This window comes from Aurantimonas sp. A3-2-R12, from assembly GCF_036016755.1.
GTDB lineage: Bacteria > Pseudomonadota > Alphaproteobacteria > Rhizobiales > Rhizobiaceae > Aurantimonas > Aurantimonas coralicida_A.
Window position 1 is genome coordinate 17,557 of the sequence record NZ_JAYXIH010000038.1, and the last position, 25,547, is coordinate 43,103.

25 protein-coding genes are annotated in these 25,547 nt (G+C 64.2%); 11 read left to right on the forward strand and 14 right to left on the reverse strand.

The window, feature by feature from the left end; genetic code table 11:
- Positions 1-369 precede the first annotated feature (369 nt).
- From VSX60_RS17145 to VSX60_RS17155, 3 genes are all read right to left on the reverse strand, one after another.
- Positions 370-1,254 carry a PRC-barrel domain-containing protein gene (locus VSX60_RS17145; protein WP_327625480.1) on the reverse strand — a complete coding sequence of 295 codons (885 nt, stop codon included), beginning with the start codon at positions 1,252-1,254 and terminating at the stop codon, positions 370-372.
- A 139-nt stretch (positions 1,255-1,393) separates the two neighbouring features.
- Positions 1,394-2,671, reverse strand: coding sequence for a cyclopropane-fatty-acyl-phospholipid synthase family protein (locus VSX60_RS17150; RefSeq protein WP_327625481.1), 1,278 nt, complete (start codon positions 2,669-2,671; stop codon positions 1,394-1,396).
- Positions 2,672-2,776: 105 nt separating this feature from the next.
- Positions 2,777-3,334, reverse strand: coding sequence for a thermonuclease family protein (locus tag VSX60_RS17155; RefSeq protein WP_327625482.1), 558 nt, complete (start codon positions 3,332-3,334; stop codon positions 2,777-2,779).
- Between the two features lie 73 nt (positions 3,335-3,407).
- On the opposite strand from VSX60_RS17155, the gene VSX60_RS17160 reads away from it, so the two are divergent.
- Entirely contained in the window at positions 3,408-3,575 is a 168-nt protein-coding gene (locus tag VSX60_RS17160; protein WP_327625483.1) for a hypothetical protein, read from the forward strand.
- A 1-nt stretch (position 3,576) separates the two neighbouring features.
- Here the strand turns inward: VSX60_RS17160 and VSX60_RS17165 are convergent, their stop codons facing one another.
- Positions 3,577-4,452 carry a hypothetical protein gene (locus VSX60_RS17165; RefSeq protein ID WP_327625484.1) on the reverse strand — a complete coding sequence of 292 codons (876 nt, stop codon included), beginning with the start codon at positions 4,450-4,452 and terminating at the stop codon, positions 3,577-3,579.
- Between VSX60_RS17165 and VSX60_RS17170 the strand changes: the two genes are divergently transcribed.
- Complete coding sequence (locus tag VSX60_RS17170) at positions 4,451-4,594, forward strand: hypothetical protein (protein WP_327625486.1); 144 nt, start codon at positions 4,451-4,453, stop codon at positions 4,592-4,594. The genes VSX60_RS17165 and VSX60_RS17170 overlap by 2 nt on opposite strands.
- Before the next feature lie 391 nt (positions 4,595-4,985).
- On the opposite strand, the gene VSX60_RS17175 is transcribed toward VSX60_RS17170, so the two are convergent.
- Positions 4,986-5,966, reverse strand: coding sequence for an IS1595 family transposase (locus VSX60_RS17175; protein ID WP_327625487.1), 981 nt, complete (start codon positions 5,964-5,966; stop codon positions 4,986-4,988).
- Between the two features lie 174 nt (positions 5,967-6,140).
- Complete coding sequence (locus tag VSX60_RS17180) at positions 6,141-6,716, reverse strand: hypothetical protein (RefSeq protein ID WP_327625488.1); 576 nt, start codon at positions 6,714-6,716, stop codon at positions 6,141-6,143.
- On the opposite strand from VSX60_RS17180, the gene VSX60_RS17185 reads away from it, so the two are divergent.
- A complete protein-coding gene (locus VSX60_RS17185; protein ID WP_327625489.1) occupies positions 6,715-6,864 on the forward strand; it encodes a hypothetical protein in 150 nt (49 codons plus the stop codon). The genes VSX60_RS17180 and VSX60_RS17185 overlap by 2 nt on opposite strands.
- On the opposite strand, the gene VSX60_RS17190 is transcribed toward VSX60_RS17185, so the two are convergent.
- The 3 genes from VSX60_RS17190 to VSX60_RS17200 all read right to left on the reverse strand — a co-directional run bounded on the left by VSX60_RS17190 (position 6,861) and on the right by VSX60_RS17200 (position 8,780).
- Complete coding sequence (locus VSX60_RS17190; RefSeq protein WP_327625490.1) at positions 6,861-7,064, reverse strand: YegP family protein; 204 nt, start codon at positions 7,062-7,064, stop codon at positions 6,861-6,863. The two genes, VSX60_RS17185 and VSX60_RS17190, sit on opposite strands and share 4 nt — an antisense overlap.
- Before the next feature lie 186 nt (positions 7,065-7,250).
- Entirely contained in the window at positions 7,251-8,237 is a 987-nt protein-coding gene (locus VSX60_RS17195; RefSeq protein WP_327625491.1) for an IS1595 family transposase, read from the reverse strand.
- A gap of 276 nt (positions 8,238-8,513) precedes the next feature.
- Positions 8,514-8,780 carry a DUF1674 domain-containing protein gene (locus VSX60_RS17200; protein WP_327625492.1) on the reverse strand — a complete coding sequence of 89 codons (267 nt, stop codon included), beginning with the start codon at positions 8,778-8,780 and terminating at the stop codon, positions 8,514-8,516.
- Positions 8,781-9,091: 311 nt separating this feature from the next.
- Between VSX60_RS17200 and htpX the strand changes: the two genes are divergently transcribed.
- From htpX to purH, 5 genes are all read left to right on the forward strand, one after another.
- Positions 9,092-10,069, forward strand: coding sequence for a zinc metalloprotease HtpX (gene htpX / locus VSX60_RS17205; protein WP_327625493.1), 978 nt, complete (start codon positions 9,092-9,094; stop codon positions 10,067-10,069).
- Positions 10,066-11,556 (forward strand): RsmB/NOP family class I SAM-dependent RNA methyltransferase, encoded by a 1,491-nt coding sequence (locus tag VSX60_RS17210; protein ID WP_327625494.1) that lies wholly within the window; start codon positions 10,066-10,068, stop codon positions 11,554-11,556. The genes htpX and VSX60_RS17210 overlap by 4 nt, the downstream gene beginning before the upstream one ends.
- A 252-nt stretch (positions 11,557-11,808) precedes the next feature.
- Positions 11,809-13,494, forward strand: coding sequence for a heparinase II/III family protein (locus tag VSX60_RS17215; protein WP_327625495.1), 1,686 nt, complete (start codon positions 11,809-11,811; stop codon positions 13,492-13,494).
- Between the two features lie 34 nt (positions 13,495-13,528).
- A complete protein-coding gene (locus VSX60_RS17220) occupies positions 13,529-13,753 on the forward strand; it encodes a hypothetical protein (protein WP_327625496.1) in 225 nt (74 codons plus the stop codon).
- Positions 13,754-13,843: 90 nt separating this feature from the next.
- On the forward strand, positions 13,844-15,460 hold the full coding sequence (gene purH / locus VSX60_RS17225) for a bifunctional phosphoribosylaminoimidazolecarboxamide formyltransferase/IMP cyclohydrolase (protein ID WP_327625497.1): 1,617 nt from the start codon (positions 13,844-13,846) through the stop codon (positions 15,458-15,460).
- Positions 15,461-15,475: 15 nt separating this feature from the next.
- On the opposite strand, the gene VSX60_RS17230 is transcribed toward purH, so the two are convergent.
- The 3 genes from VSX60_RS17230 to VSX60_RS17240 are packed head-to-tail and all read right to left on the reverse strand — an operon-like array spanning position 15,476 to position 17,478.
- Positions 15,476-15,757, reverse strand: a complete 282-nt coding sequence (locus VSX60_RS17230; RefSeq protein WP_327625498.1) for a type II toxin-antitoxin system RelE family toxin — start codon at positions 15,755-15,757, stop codon at positions 15,476-15,478.
- On the reverse strand, positions 15,747-15,992 hold the full coding sequence (locus VSX60_RS17235; protein WP_327625499.1) for a type II toxin-antitoxin system Phd/YefM family antitoxin: 246 nt from the start codon (positions 15,990-15,992) through the stop codon (positions 15,747-15,749). The genes VSX60_RS17230 and VSX60_RS17235 overlap by 11 nt, the downstream gene beginning before the upstream one ends.
- Before the next feature lie 58 nt (positions 15,993-16,050).
- Positions 16,051-17,478 carry an MFS transporter gene (locus VSX60_RS17240; RefSeq protein WP_327625500.1) on the reverse strand — a complete coding sequence of 476 codons (1,428 nt, stop codon included), beginning with the start codon at positions 17,476-17,478 and terminating at the stop codon, positions 16,051-16,053.
- Positions 17,479-17,630: 152 nt separating this feature from the next.
- On the opposite strand from VSX60_RS17240, the gene VSX60_RS17245 reads away from it, so the two are divergent.
- The gene (locus VSX60_RS17245) at positions 17,631-17,762 is read left to right on the forward strand and encodes a hypothetical protein (RefSeq protein ID WP_327625502.1); all 132 of its coding nucleotides are present in this window, start codon (positions 17,631-17,633) and stop codon (positions 17,760-17,762) included.
- Positions 17,763-17,812: 50 nt separating this feature from the next.
- Here the strand turns inward: VSX60_RS17245 and VSX60_RS17250 are convergent, their stop codons facing one another.
- Positions 17,813-22,717 carry an NAD-glutamate dehydrogenase gene (locus tag VSX60_RS17250; RefSeq protein ID WP_327625503.1) on the reverse strand — a complete coding sequence of 1,635 codons (4,905 nt, stop codon included), beginning with the start codon at positions 22,715-22,717 and terminating at the stop codon, positions 17,813-17,815.
- A 116-nt stretch (positions 22,718-22,833) separates the two neighbouring features.
- Between VSX60_RS17250 and VSX60_RS17255 the strand changes: the two genes are divergently transcribed.
- Together VSX60_RS17255 and VSX60_RS17260 are read left to right on the forward strand one after the other, a co-directional pair.
- Positions 22,834-23,412 carry a peroxidase-related enzyme gene (locus VSX60_RS17255; RefSeq protein WP_327625504.1) on the forward strand — a complete coding sequence of 193 codons (579 nt, stop codon included), beginning with the start codon at positions 22,834-22,836 and terminating at the stop codon, positions 23,410-23,412.
- A gap of 182 nt (positions 23,413-23,594) precedes the next feature.
- Entirely contained in the window at positions 23,595-24,827 is a 1,233-nt protein-coding gene (locus tag VSX60_RS17260; RefSeq protein WP_327625505.1) for an NADH:flavin oxidoreductase/NADH oxidase family protein, read from the forward strand.
- A 189-nt stretch (positions 24,828-25,016) separates the two neighbouring features.
- Here VSX60_RS17260 and VSX60_RS17265 read toward each other — a convergent pair.
- The coding region (locus VSX60_RS17265) for a helix-turn-helix domain-containing protein (RefSeq protein WP_327625506.1) at positions 25,017-25,547 on the reverse strand (531 nt) is incomplete at its 5' end.

Genomic DNA, 25,547 nt, shown 5'->3' on the forward strand with positions numbered 1-25,547 from the left:
TGCGTCAGGCTGGCGCGAAAAACGCCACCGTCTTGCCTTGCCTGTTTTATGCCCGCATACTTGCGGGGTGTTTAACGAAGCGAAAGGAGGTGATCCAATGTCGAGTGATTTCCAGATGCCGGTTGGGTCTCAATGTCTCGGTCAAGCGATGGAGCAGTCTTCTCGCTTCACTTGAGACAGTCGGGTCCGGGTAACGGTCGAAGGACCCCCGGTATACGAGAGTCACGGGGCCGCTTCCTGGCAACAGGGAGCGGCCTTTTGCATGGGCGGGCGCTCCTCCCAGGCCCGGCCAGGAAAAAAACCCGCCCCGGCGCAAACCGGGACGGGCGGCAATGACAGCCGGACGAATCCGCTTGCGCGCTCGTGCGCTTATTGCGGTGCCGGTGTCGTGCCGTCGGCCGGAGCCATCCCCGCATCGGGCGCAGCCTCCTCGGCGGCTTCCGCCTCTTCCGGCTCGCCATAGGCTGGCGCGGCCTCGAGCTGCTCACGCGAGACGTTCAGCACGATCCGATCCGGCAGATTGTCCTCGCCGACGACCGGAGTCTGGGGCTCAGGGGCTGGCTGAGCGGCGCCACCGGCCGCCGGATCGACACCCGTCGCCGCGCCGCCGACAGCCGGATCGACAGGAGCGGGAGCAGCGGCCTCGATGTCGGCCTTCTTGGGAAGACCTTCGGTCTTGCCCGGACCGAATTCGAGCGCGTCCATCGCAACCGCGACATCCTTGCGGCCGATGCCGAGGAAGCCGCCGACACCGACGAGCACCGCGATTACTTCGCCCTGCTCCGAGACGAGCACGTCGGTGATCGATCCGATGCTTTCGCCGGCCGTATCGTAGACGTCCTTGCCATTCAGGTCCTCAACGCGCCAAGCGCCGGTCGGCGGGACGACGACGAAGGGACCGTCAGCCATGGTCGCGTCGGTTGAAGTGGCCGTGTCCATCGCCGTGGTGTCAGCGGGCGCTGCCTCGGTGTTGGTCGTAGCGGGCATATCCGCAGGGGCGGCCGCGCCTGAGTCCGGCATGGTAGTCGCATCGTCCCGGGACATCGGCTCGCCCTCGGCAGGCGCGGCGGCGTCGCCGGTGGTCGCGTCCGTTCCCTCCGCCGGAGCCGCTGAATCGGCTGGCGCGGTTGCGTCGGCCGGCGCTTCGGCAGCCGGCGGGGTATCGGTTGGGGGCGGCGTGGTGGCATCCTGCGCGAAGGCCGCGAAGGGCATGACGACGCCGGCCAGAAGTGCCGTGTAGAGAGTGTTTCTCATCGATTTTACTCCCATTGGTGATCACGAAAGAATGATCCACGGCAGGAGAGGTTCCAAAAGAAACTAAGTTAGCCGATCAATTTTGTCGGGGAGACGCCCGACTGGGCGTTTTCGCCGTCGCCGCGCGCGGGAAATCGGCTTAGCGATAAAGGTCTTGCCGGGTCGGGGGCAGTTCGGCCGGTCCCTTGGCCCGCCGCGAGGCGAGTGTCTGGTAGATCAGCAATCCGCCGCGGCTGAAACCCAGCGAGACGCCGGCCAGATAAAGCAGCCAGAGACGGGCGCGGGGCTCGCCGGCGATCCGCGACGCTTCTTCCATATTGGCGCTCAGGCGGTCGTGCCAGAGCCGGCAGGTGCGGCCATAATGCTCGCGCCAGTTCTCGACGTCGTGGACCTCGAAACGGTGCGCCTCCAGCTTTTGCGCGGAGTGGCCGACATGGTCGAGTTCGGCGCCGGGAAAAATGTAGCGGATGATCGCCGCATATTCCTTCGTGCCTTTGCGAAATGCCTTGTCGGTGGCCTTGGCCGGCCGGGTGATGGCGTGGTGGAGATAGAGCCCGTTCGGCCGCAGGAGTTTGCGCACGGCACTGAAATAGGCGTCGTGATGGGCCCAGCCGACATGTTCGAACATGCCGATCGAGGCGATCTTGTCGAAGGCTCCGCTCACCTCCTGGAAGGGCTTGAGTTCGATCGTGATACAATCGCCCAGCCCCTTTGCAGCGACGCGCTCGCGGGCCAGATCGTATTGGGCCTGGCTCAGCGTCACGCCGTGGCCGGTGATCCCATAATTCTCCGCGGCGTGAATGAGCAGCGCGCCCCAGCCGCAGCCGATGTCGAGCAGCCGTTCGCCCGGTTTCAGCCGCAGCTTGCGGCAGATCATCTCCAGCTTGTCGAACTGCGCCTTGTCGATGTCGTCGTGCCAGCCGTCGAAATAGGCACAGGAATACAGCATCCGCTCGTCGAGGAAGAGGCGGTAGAAATCGTTGGAGATGTCGTAATGGAACTGGATCGCCGCCATGGACGAGCCGCTGGCGCCTGCGCCGTCGCCCGCTTGGGGTGCCGTTCTGGCAGTCTTCGCGCCCTTGCGCGCCAGAGTGTAAAGCGCCGGCAGCGCAGCGGCGATCCGCAACTTGTCGAGCTTCTTCAGCGCGTCCTTGGTGCGGATGTCGGAACGCGCGGCGGCGATATCGAAGATCGTGCCGTCCTCGATATCGACAGCCTTGGCCATCCACAATTCGACGGCGGTGGCGATCGTCGGGCGGATCGCCAGGCGAGCGATCGCGGCGGGATCGTTCAGGGCGAGCGCCGGTCCGTCCGCGGGACCGATGCGTTCTCCGGTCCACAGCCGGACGGCGATCTTCGGCTGGAAAGCGGTGATCGCCTGGCGGACGATGGCTTCGAGTCTGGCTTCGCCCGTCATCGACCGGCCTCTCCGTTTCACGTGAAACCGGTATGAACACCGCTTTTCAGGGTTTAGCGCGGAGTATGGGCGGGCGGCAACTCGCGTTGCGGACATCCCGACGCTTTAACGGCCTGCAGCGCAAACCCGCCTATCCGGTACTCGATATCCCGGCTGCCGCTGGCGCGAGGCCGCTGGCGCGAGGCCGCCCAGCACAGCGCCGTTGCACCAGTCGCGTCGCTTGCCGCCCTCGTAGCGGGCAACAAGGCCCTCGCGCAGCAACCGGTCGGCGACGTCGCCCCCGTCTGCTGCTGCCAGGCTGGCCAGCACGCGGCCGAAATATTTGTCGCCGGAAATGCCGGTCAAAGTGACGTTTCCGCCGCCGACCAACTGCTTGAGCCGATCGGTCGCCACTTGCGCTGCGGCCTTCTCTGCCGCGCAACCGCCGCGATGTTCCGGGGCGTCGATGCCGCGCAGGCGAACCGCGACATGGACGGACTGCATCGGCCAGATGAACGCCTCGACCATAATCGTATCGCCGTCGCGTACCTTGATCACACGCGCCTCCACCGGCCCGGCGATTTCGCGCAGATACGCATCGCGGGTCTCGGCGGCGCCGGTCGCTCCCCCGAACGCAAGCAGGACGACAATGCAACCGGAAAGGGTATATGTGAAGTATCTCACGTCAGCGGACGATCCGAATCAGATGTGTCACGGACATTATTCCTAATTATATACGTGACATAGCAGGAATCAGATGGTAGAGGCTAAAGCCGACAGGCCGGTACTAGAGAAATTGAATGAGGCGCTGGAGTTGGCGCGTGCTTCCGTGGTCGATCTGGAGCGGGTTTCGGAAGAAGCCTATTCCGCGGCGAACCGCGCGCGCGAGCGGCTGAATCGGCTGGAGTTGTCTCTAGAAGACTAGGCTAGACTAGCCGCGCCAGCCGTCTATCTGGCCTTAACTCGATCTCAAAGTCCCATTTCCCTGATAGAAGTTCAGGGGCGCAATGCAGAGTGGGGTCAAGGGAACTGCTGAATATCGCGCATGCGGCATTTATGGCTCTACCATCAGCCAATTTCACGGGAATCGAAGCGCTGACGGAAATTTCACCTCCGGTGGCAGCGCCCTTTAGTTGCGTGGTTGTCCCGTCTCCCAACTGAACGACGCAGTTGTGCATCGCTGAGATCGCGTAGAGAGGAATAAGGGCGGCAAGAGCTGTTTTATGGTTCCGAATTTCCTCTTTAGATATAAGGCCGTTGCTTTTTAAGGTGGCTACAAAATCGTCAACCAGTCGGCCCTCTTCAAATGCGGGCTTCACAACCATTAGGGATGAGACGCAATTGACTAGTTTTAGCTCATCCCCGGTCAGGGTGATTGGGAGCTGCCAGGTCATGTCATGATTTTGCACCATGCGAGGGATGATGCCCCGCATAACATCGTAGGCTTTAGCGCGCTTTAATCCGGTTTCACGCTGTATGAACTTAGCTTCGACCCGATTGATGGCGATCTCGAAGTAGTCGCGAGCGGCGCTCGGCAGGCGGTTCCCGTCAAGCTTATGAGGCCCGCCAGAACCAAATCGCGATAAATGGTAGCGGGCAACTGCAAACCATTCACGAGTGGATCGGGTGGTGATCCCGCGATCTCGTTCATGGTGGTGGGCAACAAAATGCCCTATATCCGCTACGGCCTCTCTGCCGTCGCAATGGTCGCGAGCATAGAGGAATAGACCCGTCAGGTCGTCGGGGCGGAAATCGCCGCCTAGTAGACGATTAACGCGCGCTCTCGATTTGGAGTCAGGCATGGCGAACGTTGACCCCCAACAAAAAGAAATTGTGAAGCGCCGCGATGACGCCTTGCGCCGCGCGCTCTCAACCCCTCCGAAACCTAAACAGGAATCGGGGAAGGGGAAACCCAAACCGAAAAAGGAGAAGCCTGCCAAGTGAGGCCGGCTTTTTGATTCAGGAAAGGAGATTATGTGATGCTGCACAGATTCCGGACTTATCTAATCCGCCTTCTCGCGGGGCGTTCAACCGTCGTGATCAACGCCCACATCACGGTCAGTCAGTCCTGAACCCATGCGTCTTTCTTGTCCCAAGCGTGGGTGCGTTGGCATGCTGGGCAAGGGCCCATTTTGTTCGCAATTAGCTTCGACGACTCGAAGGACTCTTTATCCATGCTGATGCCAGTCGGCACTGTCCTGCCAGTTTTCGGACATTTGATCACAACAGATCCCATCTCGTCCTCCCTTGCTCAAGGAGACGAGTATGGCTTGCAAACTATTTTGAGTCGAATCTCAGCCGCTTGCGATAGTGCATAAACGCTCGCGCCTTCTGCTTAGGCGTAAGCGGCTTCGTCAGTTTGATTATAGGTGAGGCGCTTGCCTGACGTGGCGCGAATGAGGTCGGTGGCGCGCTCGGCATCGGTCCACTTCAAAGCCGTGCGGCGATTGTAGCGGAAATCAAACTCGGCAAGATAGCGGTGCAAGTGGGCTTCGCCGCAGTGCTGGTAAACGCCGACCATGCCGCGCTTGAAGATCGAAAACACGCCCTCGATCGTGTTGGTATGCACCACGACACCATCCTCGCGACGGGCGTATTCCTTGGCCGTGTGCTTGACGGTGCGGTGTGCATCGTATTCGGCGCCGGTCACGGTGTAGAGGCGGCTTTCATCGGTGTAGAGGGTCGACTGGCGATCAGCGTTGCGCACCAGAACCTCACGCACGGTGTCCTTGGTGGCATCGTTCAGATGGAACATGCGGGCCTTGCCGCCACGCTCGACCAGACCGACGACAATGCGCTTCTGTGCGCCGCCTGACTTGCCCGACTTGGTGTAGGTCGGGATGCGACCGCGAGCGAGTTTGCGGGGCGTCTCGCGCTTACCGATGTAGGTTTCATCAGCTTCGATGGTCTTGCCTTCGCCACCAAGCGGGCCAGACGCGGTGTCGCCCTTCATAGCCTCGCGAATGCGGTGCGCCATGAACCAAGCGGTTTTGTAGGTGACGCCCAACATGCGGCCCAGCTGATTGGCGCTCATGCCCTTCTTGCTGGCGGCATACAGGTGAAAGCCGAGAACCCACTTAGCCAGCGGAATCTTCGAACGCTCCATAACGGTCCCAACCGTGACGGTGAAGTGCTGGCGGCATTCGTTGCACTGGAAGAGACCGGGGCGAGTGGACTTGCCCTCTAGGCGACGGATCGAGGTTTCGTCGGTGTTGCCGCAGTGCGGGCAATAGACGCCATCGGCCCACCGGATCGACTCAAGGTGTTCGCGGGCCTTGTCCTCGTTGTTGAAAATCGGGTCGGTCAAATTCGTCATCAGGCTAACTCCTTGATTTCCAAACTAGGGAATCGGGTTAGCTATGTCAAGTATATAATTAGGACATTATTCCCAATTATATACTTGACAAAAGTGACCGATTTGGATATTCAGAACGGCGACAGGCCGGCAGAGATTGAGGTTGATGTGAGTGAGGCGGAGGCGCGTCTGGCTCTAAACCGCTTTTTCGCGAGCCGCGCGGCGTTTCTTTCGCGCCACTTTTGTTTTGTGGAAGCGCGACGCGTTCGGGCCGATGTGGGGCATCAGATCGAACGCGAGAAGAAAACGGACTAGCTCAATTCCGGCGCTATAGATCGCAAGAGCGTCGTCATGGATATCCTCTAGCTTCATCGGAATAAGGTCGCCCTTCACGGTCCCGCGAGCGGTGATGTGAGTGGTGTAAACTGTCCCTTTCTCCGCGCTGTAGCCCCATTGGTTATGTACCGTTGAGTGCCGCTTTTGCATTGCAGTCTTGATATGGTCGAGGATACGGTCCAATTCATCCAGCGCATCAAGGTCGTCAATCCGGATTTCCGCGACGGCCCTAAGGGCGTCATCGCGAAGTGGTGCGGACATGTGTGTGGTAAGGGCCATCCCGTATTGGCTTTCAACGCCGAGGCACCCCATGATTGCCATTTCGATAGAGCTTTCTGTCTGTGCCGCACAGGCCGCAACGAGTCCAATGGCCTGGAGGTATTCGGGCGGGATGTTCCGTGGATCGTAATCCAAATCGGGAGGCGATAAGGGCATGTCGGACGACTCCGAAGGGCGGGATATTGAAGAGACCAAGCGCATCATGGAGCGCCTGGTGAATACGCCGCCCCAGCCTAAGGGCGGGAAGGCGGAGAAGGAAGGCGAGAAGAAGCCGCCCAAGGAGGGGAGGCTCTCGCCGCGCTAGGATTTTGCGTCGGTCGTAACCCAAACGTTTGAGTCGTAGCTGGCCTTGACTAGATCAATGCCGTGCTGGCAGTCGGCCTTATTGACGTATCCCTCTCCGCTATCGGCGATGACCAGGCTATTCGATGCCTGATAGCGCCACCGGTATTCTCCTGCGTTGTCTTTGTAGATCAAGAAAGACGGGAAAGGTCTGGTTGCCATGGATTCCTCCGAGTTGAAATTGTGGTCCTTTAAATATTCCTGCGATGGCTCGCGCTACTCCCATGAAGTGCTCGCGCGATCTCGGCAAGAAGCGGAGGCTAGAGTGATCTCCCTAGCCTCTGCAACTTTTGAAGGAGAAATTAGCCCTGACGTTTCCGCAACCGCTGAAAAGCAACTGATTTCTGCTTAAGCGTTCGCGGCTTCGTCAATCCGCCGATAGGTGAGGCGCTTGCCTTCAATTCCACGCATGATGTCGTCGGCGCGCTCGGCATCGTTGAAGCCAAGTTTCGTGCGGCGGTTATAGCGGAAGTCGAATTCGGCCAGATAGCGGTGAAGGTGAGCCTCGCCGCAATGCTGATAGACACCGATCATGCCGCGCTTGAAGACAGAGAAGACGCCTTCGATCGTGTTGGTGTGGACGACGATATCACCTTCCTTGCGGGCGTATTCCTTGGCGGTGTGCTTCACGGTGCGGTGGGTGGCATATTCGCTTCCGGTAGCGGTGTAGAGGCGCGACTCGTCGGTGTAGAGGATGGTATCGCGAGACACGTTGCGGACCAGAACGTCGCGGACGGTGGCGGCAGTCGCATCGTTCAGGTGGAACATACGGGCGCGGCCCTCGCGTTCGACCAACCCGACGACGATGCGCTTTTGCGCTCCACCTGTCTTGCCTCGTTTGATGAAGGGGCGGCCTTTGCGCTGTGCTGAGACACGAGGGGTCTCGCGCTTGCCGATATAGGTCTCGTCAGCCTCAACGGTCTTACCGTTGCCGCCCATCGGCGTTTCGAAGGAGCCTTCTTTCATGGCCTCGCGAATGCGGTGGCACATGAACCACGCGGTTTTGTAGGTCACGCCCAACATGCGGTGGATCTGGTGCGCGGACATGCCCTTCTTGGATGATGCCAGAAGGTGAACCGCCAGCCACCACTTGGACAGGGGAACCTTGGAGCGCTCAAAGACAGTGCCGACCGTAACGGTGAACTGGCCCTTGCATTCGTTGCAGTAGCGCAGGCCGGGGCGATGCGAGTGCTTCTTGCCAGCGACGAGGGCGATCTTCGTCGTATCGCAGTTGCCGCAATGGGGGCAGATCGGGCCGTTCGGCCAACGCACGCGCTCCAGCTCTTCGCGGGCTGCGGTGTCGTCGTTGAAGATCGGGTTTTGCAGGTTGGCCATTGGTGTATCTCCTTGATACCAATATCGGCTCAAGGGCTACTTTTGTCAAGTATATAATTGGGACATTATTCCTATATCGGATTCGGACGATGTCAATCCGCCTATCGGCGCATTACGGTTCGCCCCCGGCGTCGTGTCTTCCGCGCTGAGTTGCCTCGTGGATGGCACGAGTTTCCCTTAGGACATGGTGCCCACAATCATAAGCTGAAACGTATCCTTCGCCAGTGCCCTTGGATGCCGGGCGCGGTCCGCTTTTCCGGGCTTGGAGCGCGCGAATCAAAAATCGGAGATCAGCCCGTTTTTCTCCCAATCGCCGTAGCGGACCGGTTCCGGTCCGTCGCGGCCATTCAGCTCCGTCGGCCGGCCGGCCGGATCGATCGTCTCTGCATTGCGATCGCGGCGCCGCGCCTCGGCCTCGGCGAGCGCGCGCCGGGCGGCGGGCGAGAGCGGGCGATTGTCGGTCGGCGCGTCGTTGCGGTCCGGATCGGCCAGGCCGTCGGGCGCGGCGGCTTGCGGGGAGTCTGAGGTTTCGGAATCGGTCATTGGCGGGATNCGGTCGGCGCGTCGTTGCGGTCCGGATCGGCCAGGCCGTCGGGCGCGGCGGCTTGCGGGGAGTCTGAGGTTTCGGAATCGGTCATTGGCGGGATGGTCCTGGTGGCGGTCGCTGCCGGCAAGATAGGGAGCCGCTCGGCAATTGCCCACTGCGGCCGGCGAGTGACCACGATGGTCATCGCCCGGAGCGGCTGAAACGCCCCCGCTGTGATCGACATTGCGGCGGCGACCTGCAATCACCAGATTTGCTGGCGGTAGGACGCGGATCGACCGCGTCGTGAGCAGCGGGGTGGGACCGTCCCATGAACATGATCAAGACGGCGATGCTGATCGCCTTCATGACCGCCCTTTTCATGGGGCTGGGGCTTCTGGTCGGCGGCCGCGCCGGCATGATGATCGCCTTCGTCATCGCGGCGGGGATGAATCTCTTCGCCTATTGGAACGCCGACAAGATGGTGCTGAAGATGCACCGTGCGAAGGAAGTCGACGCGCGCACGGCGCCGGAATTCTATCGCATCGTCCAGGGCCTCGCCGGCAATGCCGGCCTGCCAATGCCGAAGGTCTACGTCATCCAGAACCCGCAGCCGAACGCCTTTGCCACCGGCCGCAACCCCGATAACGCCGCCGTCGCGGCGACCACCGGCCTGCTCGAGCAACTGACGTCGGAAGAGGTCGCGGCCGTGATGGCGCACGAGCTCGCCCATGTGCAGAACCGCGATACGCTGATCATGACGATCACCGCGACGCTCGCCGGCGCGATCTCGATGCTCGGCAATTTCGCCTTTTTCTTCGGCGGCAACCGCAACAACAACAATCCGCTCGGCTTCGTGGGCGTGATTGCCGCGATCATCGTCGCGCCGCTCGCCGCGATGCTGGTGCAGATGGCGATCAGCCGCACCCGCGAATATTCCGCCGACCGCCGCGGCGCCGAGATCTGCGGCAATCCCGACTGGCTGGCCTCGGCGCTCGGCAAGATCGCCAGTTCCGCCGGTCGCATCGTCAATGAGGACGCCGAGCGCAACCCTGCGACGGCGCACATGTTCATCATCAACCCCTTGTCAGGCCAGCGCATGGACAATCTGTTCTCGACCCACCCGGATACCGGCAACCGTATAGCCGCCCTGCGGCAGATGGCGGTCGAAATGGGCGGCGGCGGCGGTGTGGGCTTCGTCGCCGGCACGTCGGCCAAGCCGGTCGCGCATGACGATCAGGCGTCGGGGCCGTGGAACCGTGCGCGCAAGACGCCGCCCGGCGGCCCGCGCAAGGGTCCCTGGGGTTGAGCACCGGGTCGGACGGCCGCAAGCCCCGCCGCGGCGGCAATTTCGACGCTTCCCGCTCGGCGCCGCGCAAGCGCCCCCTGCCGGGCAAGGCGCCGGTCGCGGCCGACAGGGCGGGTCAGCCCCGGATCGCCGCCGGACCCGATGCCTTCGTGCCGGATGGCTATTCGGCCGGCGACAGGCCGGGCCTCGGCGCGCGCTTGGTGGCGGCCAAGCTGTTGTCGGCCATCGTCGACGCCAAGACCTCCGCCGACGGCCTTCTCGACGCCAAGGGCGGTCATTCGGGCTTTCGCGCGCTGGAACGGCGCGACCAGGGTCTGGTCAAGGCGATCATCCTGACGGCCCTGCGCTTTCGCGGCACGATCGACCGGGCGCTCGACGCCTGCCTCGACCGGCCGTTGCCGCCGAACGCGGCGGCGCTGAAGCACATCCTGCATGTCGGGGCGGCGCAGATCCTGTTTCTCGACGTGCCGGATTCCGCGGCTGTCGATCTCGCCGTTGCGTCCTCCGGCGTCGATTCCCGCAGCCAGCGCTTTTCCGGCATGATCAATGCCGTGCTGCGCCGCCTGTCGCGGGAAAAGGAGACGCTGCGCGTGGTCGCCAAGCCTGGCGAGAACATGCCGGAATGGCTGATGCGCCGGCTCGTCGCGACCTATGGGGCGGCCCGCGCCGACGCGATCGCGCTGGCCCATCTGTCGCCGGCGTCGCTGGATCTTTCGGTGAAGGGCGATCCCGCTTCCTGGGCGGAGCGTCTCGGCGGTGTCGCGCTGACCTCCGGCACGGTCCGGCTCGGCAGCTTCGACGGCCCAGTGACCGACCTTCCCGGCTTCGCCACCGGCGAATGGTGGGTGCAGGACGCCGCCGCCGCGCTGCCGGCGAAGTTGTTCGGCGATCTCTCCGGCAAGCGCGTTGCCGATGTCTGCGCGGCGCCGGGTGGCAAGACCGCCCAATTGATCCTTGCCGGTGGCCGGGTCACTGCGCTCGACATCAACGCCAATCGGATGAAGCGGCTGAAGGAAAATCTGGCGCGCCTGTCGCTCGAAGCCGAGACGGTCGTCGCCGATCTATCGGCCTACGAACCCGACGCGCCGTTCGATGCGATCCTGCTCGACGCGCCCTGTTCCTCGACCGGAACGATCCGCCGCCATCCCGATGTCGGCTACACCAAGGACGCCGCCGAGGTCGACAAGCTCGCGGCCGTCCAGGCGCGCCTGCTCGGCGAGGCGGCGCGGCTCCTGGCGCCGGGCGGCCGGCTGGTGTTTTCCAATTGTTCGCTCGACCGAGCGGAAGGCGAGGATGTGGTCGCGGCATTTCTCGCGGCGCGGCCGGACTTCGCCCGCGATCCGGTCACGGCGGCGGAGCTGCCGGGCTTCGAATTCGCCCTGACGCCTGAGGGCGATCTGCGGACAACGCCGGAGATGCTGGGGGCCGGCGAGGGTGCCGAGGGCGGCCTCGACGGGTTTTACGCGGCCCGGCTCAAGCGGCTGTGATCCAGGCGCTCGCGCCTGCCTCCGCGCCTTAGCAAAGCCTTTACCATATCGCGCGAAACTCGGTTGTATCGAGCAGTCGCTACGCGCTTGCCGGCATCGGACCGGCGTCGGCTGGCCTGCGAGACCATGGTGACAACGGTGCGCGCCTGGTTGAACACGCGCGGAACGCCGTGAATCTCTGCAATGCCGCATCGCGTGATCCGAAAACCGGTGAGCGCATCTGAAACGATCCGATAGCGCTGGAGTACGGGAGTGTCGACGGGTTTGGTGGATCATCCGCTGCTTGCGGTTTTGACGCTTCGGGAGGCTTGGCGCCGGGTCCGGCGGCGACTCCACACCGGCCCGATCCACCGCTGGCGCTTCGCCGGAGGGACATCCGGCAAACTCATCGCGCTTCCGCCCAATCTGCGCCACGGCGACCCGATGATCGCCGAAGCGATCTATGCCGGGCGGTTTCATTTCGCCGGACAATTGCTCGAGCCCGGCCGCACCTCGATTTTCCAGTCGACGCCGCCATCGGCCGCCTATTCGGTCGAACTGCATGGGTTCGACTGGCTGAGCCATCATGCGGCGGCCAGTGACGCGCTGGCGGCCCAGAACGCCCGCGCGCTCGTCGACGACTGGATCCGCCTCAAGGGCAAGTCGATCGGCGGCCCGGCCTTCGAGCCGGCGGTCGCGGCGCGGCGTCTCATCGCCTGGATCACCCATGCCGATCTGCTGCTTACCGGGGCCGAACCGGGCTTTTACCGCCGTTTCATGAAAAGCCTGTCGGCGCAGGCGCGTTATCTGCGCGCGATCGCCCAGGAAGCGCCCGAGGGAATGCCGCGCCTCGTCGTGCGCACGGCGCTCGCCTTTGCCTCGCTGTGTCTCCCGACGGCCAGCGGGCGGGTCAAGATCGCCGCGCAGTCCCTGTCCGACGAACTCGACCGGCAGATCTTTCCCGATGGCGGACATATTTCCCGCGACCCCTCGACGATCATCCGCATCCTGGCGGATCTGATTCCGCTGCGGCTGACCTATCTTGGGCAGGGTCAAGCGCTGCCGAAGGGCCTCTATTCGGCGATCGACCGGATGCTGCCGGCGATCCGCTTCTTTCGCCATGGCGACGGGACGCTGGCGCTGTTCAACGGCGCCGGCGTCTCCGACCTCCATTTGATGACCGTGCTGCTGCGCTACGACGAGACGCTGGGCGAGCCGATCAGCCACGCGCGCCAGTCGGGCTATCACCGGATCACGGCCGACAGGACCACCGTCATCGCCGACACCGGCTGCCCGGCGCACACCTCGGTGTCGAGCAACGCCCATGCCGGGACGCTCGCCTTCGAACTGTCGAGCGAGGCCAGCCGCATCGTCGTCAATTGCGGTCGCCCGACCACCGAGGACTCCGACTGGCGGCGGCTTTCGCGCTCCACCGCCGCCCATTCGACAGTGACGGTGGCGGACAGATCCTCCTCGCATTTCGCTCGCTCCGCCAGCCTCGACCGGTTTCTCGGAACCCCGCTTGTGCCTGGCCCCACCGCCGTGACACTGGCCGAAACGGGCGACGCCGGTCTCGGTTTCGACGCCACCCATAACGGCTATGAGCGCGGCTTCGGTCTCCTGCATCGGCGCAGGCTCGTCGTGTCAGCCGACGGAAACCAGGTGGAGGGCACCGACCGTTTCGAGGCCGCGGGCGGGCATGGGAGCGCCGGGACGGCACTGAGCGCCACAGCGCGCTTCCATCTTCACCCGGGGGTCAATGTCGAAACGGCGGGCGACGGGGTCCGGCTCAGCGTTCGCGATCAGCGCTGGCTGTTCGAGACCGATGGTGAGCTGGCGATCGAGGATTCGATCTTTTTCGCCGATGCCGGCGGGGCTCGCCGCACGCTCCAGCTCGTCGTGTCGTTCGACACGCGGGACTCCGACGGTATCGCCTGGCGCTTCCTGCGCGAGCGCTGATCGGCGGGGCGTCGGGGCGTCAGAAGCGAGCGGCGTGGACAGACACGAAAAGCGAAAAACACGACTCGACGAAATGCCGCGATGGCGCATCTTCATGCCGATGAAGCATCTCGTCCTCCTTGCCATTATCGGCCTGGCGCTTGCGTCCTGCGGCATGAATCGGGCTGTCGGCGTTTTGCCGAACACGCTCGACGATCTCGCCGAGCTGTCGAAGGCGTCGCCAGGCGCGGACGGCGAGGAGCCGCGGCTGACGCAATAGGAAGACACGTCCGCGCCGAGGCATTGTCGCAGCGGCCTCGCCCCGGTATCAGGGACCAAATCCCTCTTCCGATCCGCGCAGGAAATGCCGATGTCCGTCAAGGCCAATGTCACACCCGTTCCCGACCGCGTCCGCGTCCGCCGGGCGCTCATCTCGGTATCCGACAAGAGCGGCCTGGACGATCTGGCCAAGGGACTCGCGGCGCTCGGCGTCGAGCTCGTCTCCACCGGCGGCACCCACAAGGCGCTGGAAGCCACCGGCCTCGCCGTCCGCGACGTGTCCGATCTCACCGGCTTTCCGGAGATCATGGACGGGCGGGTGAAGACGCTGCATCCGGGCGTGCATGGCGGGCTTCTGGGGATTCGCGCCGACCCCGCCCATGCCGAAGCGATGCGGACTCACGATATTGCCGGGATCGATCTTCTGGTCGTCAATCTCTACCCCTTCGAGGCGACGCTGGCCGGTGGCGCCGACGCCGCGACCATCGTCGAGAATGTCGACATCGGCGGCCCGGCGATGATCCGGGCCGGCGCCAAGAACCACGGCTATGTCACCGTCGTCGTCGATCCGGCCGATTATGGCGAGCTGCTTGCGGTGCTGCAGGCGAACGAGGGCGAGACCGATCTCGCCCTCAGGCGGCGGCTCGCGGCCCGCGCTTTCGGCCGCACGGCCGCCTACGACGCGGCGGTCTCGCAATGGTTCGCCGGCGAAGTGGAGGACGCGATGCCGCGCCGCGCGAGCTTTGCCGGCACGCTTGCCGAGGAATTGCGCTATGGCGAGAACCCGCATCAGTCGGCGGGCTTCTACAAGACCGGCGAGGCGCGGCCCGGCGTCGCCACGGCCCGGCAGGTGCAGGGCAAGGCGCTGTCCTACAACAACATCAACGACACCGACGCCGCCTTCGAGCTGGTCGGTGAATTCGATCCGGATCGCATCGCCGCCGTCGCCATCATCAAGCACGCCAACCCGTGCGGCGTCGCGGAAGGGCCGGATCTCCTGGCGGCCTATCGGCAGGCATTGGCCTGCGATCCCGTCTCCGCCTTCGGTGGCATCGTCGCGCTCAACCGCCGCCTCGACCGGGCCGCGGCGGAAGCGATCGTCCAGGTCTTCACCGAGGTGATCATCGCCCCCGACGCGGACCCCGACGCCATGGCGATCATCGCGGCCAAGAAGAATCTTCGCCTGCTGCTGACTGGCGGCCTGCCCGACCCGCGCGCCGCCGGGCGCTTCGTGAAGTCGGTCGCGGGCGGGCTCTTGGTGCAATCGCGCGATGCCGGCGTGGTCGACGATCTCGACCTCAAGGTGGTGACGAAGCGGGCCCCGAGCGCCGCCGAGCTTGCCGACCTGAAATTCGCTTTCCGGGTCGCCAAGCACGTCAAGTCCAACGCCATCGTCTATGCTAGGGACGGCGCCACCGTCGGCATCGGGGCGGGGCAGATGAGCCGGGTGGATTCGGCCCGGATCGCCGCGCGCAAGGCCGAGGACGCCGCCCAGGCGCTGGGTCTCGCCGAGCCATTGACGCGCGGTTCGGCGGTCGCGTCGGACGCGTTCTTCCCCTTCGCGGACGGGCTGCTGTCGGCCGTCGCGGCGGGGGCGACGGCGGTTATCCAGCCGGGCGGTTCGATGCGCGACGACGACGTGATCCGCGCCGCCGACGACAACGACATCGCCATGGTGCTGACCGGGATGCGCCATTTCCGCCATTGATGGCGCGGGTTTGACTTACCGCACCTTCGCCTTGCGATAGACGCCGGCCTTGTCGCGTTTGCCCACTGCCACCACAATGACCACGATGCGACCGTCGTCGACCCGATAGACCATTCGATAGCCGGAAGAGCGGAGCTTGATCTTGAAGTGAGCAGGCATCCCGGCCAAAGCCGATGCCGCCAACTTCGGCGCTTCCAGTCGTTCGGCCAGCTTGGCCTTGAATTGCTCTTTTACAGTGGAGCCGAGCTTCCTCCATTCCTTCAGGGCCGAAGGGAGAAACTCCAGCCTATAGGTCATTCAGATCGACAGACACCGGCACTTCGTCAGCCCGAGTCCGCGCGATTTCGGCGAGCGCCATGTCGTCCAGCTGCTCGACAAGACGCTCGTAGAACGCGGCCGGCACCATGTAGGCCATGACCTTGTTATGGTTGAGGATGGCGACCGGAATTCCCCCGGCCTGATTAAGGACCGCACTGGGACTGCGCTTCAGGTCGGACACACTAACGGCCAAGTCAGCGGAGAGCTTCTGCATGGCTGGATCAACCCATCGTGGAATTAATATGAAATATAGTCCCAAAAATAGATCTAAATCAGGCTAATGGCAACCGACTTGTCTCGTTGCGTCTCGGCCCCTGTGTCCGTCCCAGCAGCGCCAGGCCGACGATCAGAAAGAGGATGATCGCCGACATGCCGATGCGCGAGGCGGTCACCGGATCGGTCAGCGCCGCCGCGATGGCGGTTAAGGTCGCCACCGCGCCAGTCGCCAGGAACGACGTCGCCCGCCCGGTGAATGCGTAGAAGCCGAAATAGCGCCCCGCCTCGTCCGGCGTCACCGCCTGAGCGAGCCAGGAGCGGGACGAGGCCTGCACCGGTCCGAAGGCGAGGCCGATCAGCAGCCCCCAGCCGATGTAGCTCTTCTCTGCCGCGGTCGCGAACAGGCCGGTCGCCTCGGACGGCGCGAAGACGACCAGCCCGAAGGCGGTGAAAGCGGGGGCGGTCGAGACAATTCCGATGGTCGCCACGATCAGGCAGAGGATCGAGGCGGTGATCACCGCCTTCGAGCCGAGCCTGGCGTCGAGAACGCTGGCGCCGAGGCAGCCGAGGATCGCGGTGACGTTGAGGATGATGCCGAACAGGCCGCTTTCGGTGATCGACCAGCCGAACATGCCGGCCGCGAAGGCCCCGCCGAGGACGAGCAGGGCGCTGACGCCGTCCTGATAGATCATCCGGGCGATCAGGAAGCGGAACAGCGCCGGCCGCGTGCGTATTTCGCGCCAGGTCGCCAGAAGGTCCTTGAGACCGTCCCGCGCGGCGACGGTGATCGGCTCGGCCTTCGGGCGGTCGGGGGTGAAAAGAAACATCGGCAGGACGAAGACGAGATACCACAGCGCCGCCAGGGGTCCCGTCGCGCGGGCGCCTTCCCCGGCGGCCGGGTCAAGGCCGAACAGCGGCTGGAGACCGAGAATCGTGCGGCCGGTCGCGGGCGAGCCGGCGAGGAAGGCAAGGGTGAAGAACAGGAAGGTGATGCCGCCGGCATAGCCGAGGCCCCAGGCGATGTTGGAGACGCGACCGATCGAATCGCGGTGAACCAGCCGGGGAATCATCGCGTCGTTGAAGACGATCGAGAACTCGGCGGCGATTTGCGCCAGAACGATCAGGAGGGCGACGAGGACGAGCGGCGAGCCGGGGGCGGCGAACCACAAGAGGGTGAGGGCGCCGATCTGCACGACGGCGAAGCTTGCGATCCATGGTTTGCGCGGACCGGCGCGGTCGGCGATCGACCCGAGAAACGGCGACAGCAGCGCGACGACGATGCCGGTGAGTGCCACGGCGCCGCTCCACCAGGCTTGACCGGTAGCGGGGTCCGGGGCGAGTTGCGAGACGAAATAGGGGCCGAAGACGAAGGTGATGATGACGGTGAAGAAGGGCTGGGCGGCGAAATCGAAGGCCATCCAGCCCCAGACGGGCCGGTGGCGAAGGGGCATGCGATAGGGTGGGGAGTCGCTTGCTGGAATCATCCGGGGCCTCGTCGGTCGGCGTTCCAAACAGCCATGCACCGAGCCATGGCGCCAGCGCAATCCATCTTGATCGGCGCGATTGCTGCCCATGGTCGGTAGGTGCGTGCTAGTCTGCGGTTCGCATCAATCAGGATGCCTTGAGGGAATCGAACATGGCCAAGGGTCAAATGCGCAGCAACAAGGAAACCCGCAAGCCGAAGGCGGACAAGGCGAAGGCCGTGGCCCCGGCCACCGTGCCGGGCAAGTTCGCGCCGCAGGAAAAGAGCGACGGCAAGAAAAAATAGGCGGGGATGGAGCCTGGGTCCGGGCGCCGCCTCTGCCAGGCGGCCGCCCGCTATCCGGCAAGATCCGACAACAGCCCCGCCGCGACGGTGAGCCGCGCGACGGAGGTCTCGCCGGTCCCCGCCAGCGCAGCGATCTGGCCGGCGATGCGATCGACGGCGCCGCGCCGACTTTCGGCCCAGACACCGGCGGCGTCCCCGCCAGCGCCGCCCTGCTGCCGCAGGGCCGCCGCAGTCAGCGATCGCCGGGCTCCGGTGATTTCGCTGGCGGCGCGATCCAGAGCCAGGGTCTCGTAGTAGTCGGGGGTCTGCAGGGTCAGCAAGGCCGCCTCGAGCCGGCCGATTCCGAACAGGCGGGTGATGCCGAAATAGGTTTCGATCGTCGCCTCCAGTGACGCGGATGTTTCACGTGAGACAGAGGCGATGTCCGGTACCAGCGACAGCAGGGGCAGAAGCGCGATCTCGCTGGCGAGATCGGTGGGCACTCCCTTTTCGATCCAGCTATCGGCGCGGGCTGTGGCCTCGGCGCGCGCGGCGTCCGTCGCCAGATGCAGCAATTTCGGCTTCAGCTGATCAAGCGCGTCCCGGCTGCTCACCACCGCGCCGGTGAGGCCGGCCTCGAAGAGCTCGTTCTGGGCGTACCAGCGGGTCGTGCGGTGGAGAAACCGCCCGATCTCGGCGTAAAGCGCATTCTGGGTTTCGCCGGACAGCTGACCGTCCAGTGCGTCCACCCGCTCATAGGTCGCATTGATGTCGAGGCCGTCCTTCGCCGCCACGAAAGCGCGCACGATCTGCGAGGGAGACGCACCGCGCGCCTCGCGCATGACGGTGACGAAGGTCGGGCCGGTGCGATTGACAATCTCGTTGGCCAGAACGGTCGCCACGATCTCGCGGGACAGCCGGTGGCCGCGAATATCCCGGGCGAAGTCGTGGCGCATCGGGACAGGAAAATAGTCCAGCAGCCGATCCTCGAAATAAGGATCGTCGGTCAGCGTGCCGGCCACCAGCTGGTCGAACAGGGTGATCTTGGCATAGGCGATGAGGACGCCGATTTCCGGTCGCGTGAGGCCGCGACCGCTGCCCCTGAGATCGCCGATCGCCGTTTCTCCCGGCAGGGTCTCGACGGAGCGATCGAGGGCCCCTTCCGCTTCGAGAACCGTCATGAACCGGGCCTGGAGCGCCAACGCGCCGGCTCCCTCCCGCTCTTCCAACGACAGCGCCAGGGTCTGCTCGTAATTGTTGGCGAGCACCAGTTCGGCGACCTCGTCGGTCATGCCGGCCAATAGCGCATCACGGTCGCTTCGCGTCAGGCGGCCGGCCTCCATCGCGTTCTTCAAGGCGATCTTGATATTGACCTCGACGTCGGAGGTGTTGACGCCGGCCGAGTTGTCGATCGCGTCGGAGTTGATCCGGCCGCCGCCGCGCGCGAATTCGATCCGGCCCTTCTGGGTGACGCCGAGATTGGCGCCTTCGCCCACTACCTTGGCCCGAACCTCCAGGCCGGTGACGCGGACGGCGTCATTGGCGCGGTCGCCGACATCGGCGTTGGATTCCGCCGTGGCGCGCACATAGGTGCCGATGCCGCCGAACCACAACAGATCGGCGGGCGCCTTGAGGATGGCTGTGATCACTTCGGCGGGTGTTCCAGAGAGTTTGTCCCAACCGATCGCGCCCGCAGCCTGCTCCGAAATCGTGATCCGCTTCTCGCGCCTGGAAAAGACGCCGCCGCCTGCAGACAGCTTGTCCGTGTCGTAGTCGGCCCAGGATGAGCGCGGTTTTTCGAACAGGCGCTGGCGCTCGGCGAAGGAGACCGATGGGTCGGGATCGGGATCGATGAAGATGTCGCGATGGTCGAAGGCGGCGATCAACCGGGTCTGACGCGACAGCAGCATTCCGTTGCCGAACACGTCGCCGGACATGTCGCCGCAACCGACGACGGTGAACGACTCGACCTGGATATCACGATCCATTTCGCGGAAATGACGCTTCACGGCCTCCCACGCGCCGCGCGCGGTGATCCCCATCGCCTTGTGATCGTATCCGGCCGAGCCGCCGGAGGCGAAGGCGTCGTCCAGCCAGAAATCGTTCGACTGGGCGATGGCGTTGGCGGTGTCGGAGAAGGTCGCGGTGCCCTTGTCGGCGGCGACGACGAAATAGGGATCGTCGCCGTCATAGCGCGTAACGTCGGATGGCGGCACGACCGCGTCCCCGACGATGTTGTCGGTGACCGACAAAAGCGAGGCGATGAAGACGACATAGGCCGACCGGCCGGCGGCGAACCAGGCATCGCGGTTAGAGGCGTCCGGGAGGCGCTTGGGATAGAAACCGCCCTTCGCGCCAACCGGGACGATGACGGCGTTCTTGACCTGCTGCGCCTTGACCAGACCGAGCACTTCAGTGCGATAGTCCTGGGCTCGGTCCGACCATCTCAGACCGCCGCGGGCGACGCGCCCGAAGCGCAGATGCACGCCTTCGACGCGTGCGTCGAAGACGAAGATCTCGCGGAACGGAACCGGGGCGGGCAGCCCCTCGACCGCGGCGGATTCGAGCTTGAAGGCGAGTGCCGGAGCCACCCGCCCGGGCTCGGAATCGGGCTCGGTCGACGTGCCGTCGATGGCGAAGAAATTGGTCCGCAAGGTGGCGAGGATGGCGCCCATGAAGCGCCGGATGATGCGGTCGTCGTCGATGGAATCGACCGCGTCCAGCGCCTCGATGATGGCGGCGTGAACCGCCTCCGCCCCCCGCTCGGCGGCCAGGCGGACCTGACGGGCATCGGGCTCCTCGATCGCGTCGCGGCCGGTGGCGGCGCCGCCGCCGCGCAGTGCGGATTGCCGCGGGCCGAAAGCGGTTTCGAACAGCTCCCAGAGCCGTGCCGCGATGGCGGGATGGCGCAGCAACGCGGTCGCCAGAAAGTCCGGCGAATAGGACAGTCCGGCTTGCCGCAAGTAGCGCGAATAGGCGCGCAGCACGTTGGCCTTGCGGAAATCGAACCCGGCTTCGAGAACGAGCGCGTTGAAGCCGTCATCCTCGATTCCGCCCGCCGTGACAGCGGCGAAGGTTGCCTGCAGGGCGGCACCGTCATCGTCGAACACGATGTCGCCGCCATTTCTGCGGGTAAGATCCATATCGTGGAGATGCACGCGCTCGCCATCGGGCCGGGTGACGGGAAACGTGCGTTCGGAAACGACGGAAAATCCCATGTTCTCGAGGATGGGTACTCGGGTCGACAGGGTGACGGCGGCGCCAAGGTGATAGATTTTCAGACGCAGCAGATCGCCGCGGTCGCCGCGGCGACGGTAAAAGTCGACCTCGAGCCCCCTCTCCGGCGTCAGGCCGTCGATGGCCTGCGCGTCTGTAACGGCTTCCTCCGGAGCGATGACGTCCCGATAGCTTTCCGGCAGACCTGGCACCAGTTTGCCCAGTTCGTGCGAGCGGCCCGCCTGGGTGAGCGCGCCGACGAAGGCGTCCTCCCAATTCTTCGCCAGTTCGACGATCCGCTGTTCGATACCCGTGACGTCGACGTCCGGCGTGGTGCCTTCCCCACGGCCGATGATGAAGTGAACCCGGGCCAAGGGGCCTTGGGGAAAGGCCGGATAATAGGCCGAGACATGACCGTCATACGCCTCGGCGAGCAGGAGGCCGATGCGCTCGCGCAGCCGCGTGTCGTAACGGTCGCGCGGAACGAAGACGAGCACGGAGACGAAACGGTGGAACCGGTCGATACGCGACAAAACGCGCACGCGCGGGCGCTCGCCGAGCTCGACGATGGTAGTCGCGAAGCGCTCCAGAAGGTCGACGTCCATCTGGAAGACCTCATCGCGCGAATAGGACTCCAGCGCGTTGAGAAGGGCCTTGGCGGAATGGGATCCCGGACGAAGCCCCGACCGGCTGATGACCGTCTCCGCCTTCAGGCGGAGATAGGGGATGGTGAGAATCGACTGGGTATAGGCGCTCGACGTGAACAGGCCGACGATGCGCAATTCGCCGGTGAAGTTGCCGGCGGCGTCATATTGCTTGACGCCGACATAATCCATGTAGGTCCGACGGTGAACGATCGAGCGGGCATTGGCCTTGGTGACGATCAGCGGGTTCGGGGCTTTCAGGAAAGCGCGAATCTCCGGTGTGGTCGTCATCGACCGGCCGTCCCGCCCGAGAATGCGGAGGCGAGGATCGGCCAAAATGCCGAGCCCGGCGTCTTCGCGGCGCTCCAGCGCCTCGCCCTCGGCATCGCCGAGATAGTCGTATTCGCGGCAGCCGAGAAAGATGAAATTGTCGTCGCGCAGCCACTCAAGCAGATTGGCCGATTCCTCCACGATGATCCGGGTGCCGTCCGAAGCGAGGCCGCCGGCCCGCTGGCGCAGCGCGGCGACTGCGTCGCTGACGCGATCACGCATGGCGCCGAAATCGGCGTTGGCCTGCGCGACCTGGGTCAGGATTGCCTCCAGGCGTGCGCGCAACGCCGGCGCGGCATCGTCGCCGATGGGATCGATGGCGAACTGGATGAGGCTGGTGCGGTCCGGCTCCGCCTGGGTTTCGTCGCTCGCATGCGACGCGGAAAAGCTGTTGATCTCTCCGTCAGCGCCCCGCACGACGTCCAGAATCGGATGGGAAATGTAGTGGATCGCCGGCGCGGTCTCGGCAATCTCGGCGGTCACGGAATCGAACAGGAACGCCATGTCGTCGCTGACCACGGTGACGAGGTCCTGCGGCTCCTCGCCGTGCAGAAATGCTTTCGGTCGTTCGATCGCGACGACGAACCGGCCCCGGCGATGGGCGTCGAGCGCGGCAATGCCGGCCCGTGCGGCGCCGGCGAGGGCGTCCGGCGTGAAGGCGGCGAGATCCTCGGCGGGCGGGCGTGCGAACAGGAGCGGCGCAAGAACCGCTTCCGGCCGACCGCCGCCGATCACCGCCTCGACGGCGCTGAGGATCGCGGATTTGCTCGTATCGTGATGGTCCATAATCGCCATCCCTTTCGGCGTCGCCTGTTGTCTGCGGAACCCTATCATAGGGGAACGCGGGCGATCTGCGACGTTTCGCCGTGCAGGCCGCCCGCTGGGCGTTTTTCGGAGGAAGCATGACCAAGCATGATGACCGCGCGGTTACCGCGCTCGATCTCGGCGTCGCCGAGCCTTTGTCGGAGCGCACGAAAACCTACTTCGCCAAATGCGAGGAGAAGCTCGGCCTCGTTCCCAATGTGCTGATCGCCTACGCCTTCGACGAGAAAAAGCTCGAGGCGTTCTCGACCTTCTACAACGAGCTGATGCTGGGGGAGAGCGAGATCGACAAGCTCGACCGCGAGATCATCGCGGTCGTCGTTTCCGCGATCAACCACTGCCACTATTGCCTGACCGCGCACGGCGCCGCCGTCCGGCAGCTTTCGGGTGACGCGAACTTCGGCGAGACGATCGCGCAGAACTGGCGGGCGGCGGGGCTCGACGCCAGGCGGATGGCGATGCTGGAGTTCGTCGTCAAGCTCACCGAGCGGCCGGACAGTATCGTCGAGGCGGATCGGCAGGCGCTGCGCGAGGCCGGCTATTCCAATCGGGCGATCTTCGACATCGCCTCGGTGGCGGCGTTCTTCGCCATGTCGAACCGGGTTGCTTCGGCGACGGATATGAAGCCGAACGCCGCGTATCATGGCATGGCGCGGTGAGGGGGCAGTGGCGTGGGTGTCGACATGCCGTCGGTCAGGTAGACCTGAAACTGCCAGTTTTTGTTTCGGAATCAAGCGAGACTCGAAGCCCCGTTCGTCAATATTTCAGTGAATGGCCGCTTCGAGCCCAAACTTGAGGTCCTGTAGCGGTGCCGTGAGTTTTCACGGATGTAGATTGTCGATTGAAGCCGAAAAATTTGTTAGTGAAAGTTCATATGGAACAACGTGGATTTCTGTTCGAGCCGCTCGAATTGCCCTGTGGAGTAACCCTGAAGAACCGGATTGCGAAATCGGCGATGTCGGATTCCCTGGGCGACGGGACCGGCCATCCGACAGCCGAACAGATCAGGCTGTATCAGCGTTGGGCAGGAGGTGGACTGGCCGTATCCATCATTGGCGAGGTGCAAGGCAACGCCGCTTATGCCGAGAAGCCCGGCAATTTGGTGCTCAACGAGACGTCCGACCTCGACCGTTTCCGGGAACTTGCTCAAGAGGGCGGCGAAAACGGCGCTGAGCTCTGGCTGCAGCTCGGTCACGCTGGGGCGCTTGCTTACGCGCCCACCAGTGCGCCCAAAGGTCCGAGCGCCCTCGATCTGCGGGGTCTGCGCTGCGGGGAATTGTCAATTGAAGAGATTCATCGACTGCCCTTTGAGTTTGCGAGGACAGCCCGTTTGGCGTGGCTGGCTGGTTTCGGCGGAGTGCAGATTCATGCGGCGCACGGATTTCTGCTCAGTCAGTTTCTATCGCCATTGTTCAACAAGCGGAGCGACGAATACGGAGGGGCGATCGCCAACCGTATGCGGCTTCTGTTGGAAGCCGTTGATGCAACCCGCGCCGCTGTCGGGCCGGATTTTCCTATCGCTGTGAAACTCAATTCCTCAGACCAGCTCGAGGGCGGCCTTGACGAGGACGACGCGCTCGAAGTCGTGGCAGCGCTGGACCGGTCTTCGGTCGACCTGATCGACATGAGCGGCGGGACTTACTTCCCAGGAGCAAAGTCCGCTTCCGACGGTGCTGGACCCGGACCCTACTTCTTGAAATTCGCCAAGCGCGCCCGCGCGATGACGACCAAGCCGTTGATGCTGACGGGCGGTTTCAAGACACGTGCGCAGGCCGAGGACGCGGTGGCCAGCGGTGCGATCGATATCGTCGGTCTCGCCCGCGCGCTTGTCCTTGAGCCGTCACTTCCCGACCTCTGGAAAGCGGATCAGAAACCAGAGCCGGCCTTTCCCAGGTTCGCCAGTGCCCCAGAGGGCGGGATAACCGCGTGGTACACGATGCGGTTGACCGAGATCGGCGAGGACAGAGAAAATGAGGATCTCGGCGATCTCCAGCGCGCTATCCGGGACTATGAAGCGCGCGACAAAGCTCGAACGGAGGTCTGGTTACGTCACTTTGCCAATGACGTCGTGTGACAACCTTAAGTGGTGATTCCCATCTATGTCCGCTCAGTCCGGCATTGCGGCCATTCACCCCGTGCAGGGCGAACGCCGGACTACCACCCGGTTCCCAGTGAGCCCGCCCACATTTCTCCTCAGATCTCCACCAGCCGGTCGTCGAGGGTCATGTCGGCGTGTGACCGGACTCGTGAAGGGAGCCGATGCTCAAAAGTCGTGTGAGCCGCCGCTCGCCTCGATCGATTGCTCAACTGCTTCCGGGTAGTACGCGATCGTCCACAAAACGGCACGCCCGGCGGCGTCGGGCTTCGAGCGGCCTTGCTCCCAATTGCGGATGGTCGAGACGTCAAGTCCGTAGCGGAGTGCGAACTCATCCTGTGACAGCCCGGTCCGCTCTCGTACGAGGCGCGAGTCGACCTCCGGCGTTTCATGGGGGCGCGCAACGACGCCGACGGCAGCCAGCTCGGACAGAAGCCGGTCGCGGTCTTCGACACAAGGAGCTAGCAGGACGGCGCTCCTTGCGCCTGCCAAGAGATCGGACAGCGCGCGATGGGCTGTTCGAAGCGAAACATGCCGCCGGGCCAAAATGCGCGCGGCTTCGGGCGTATTTGGTGCGTCGCCAAGCCTAACATTACAGTTGCTCTTTGGATTTGAGATGCGCTTGTCGAGCTGCGGCTTGGTGGGCGCGTCGCCAAGTTGACCAAGCAATGACGTGGGCTGGTCGGATTTGGCGCTGAG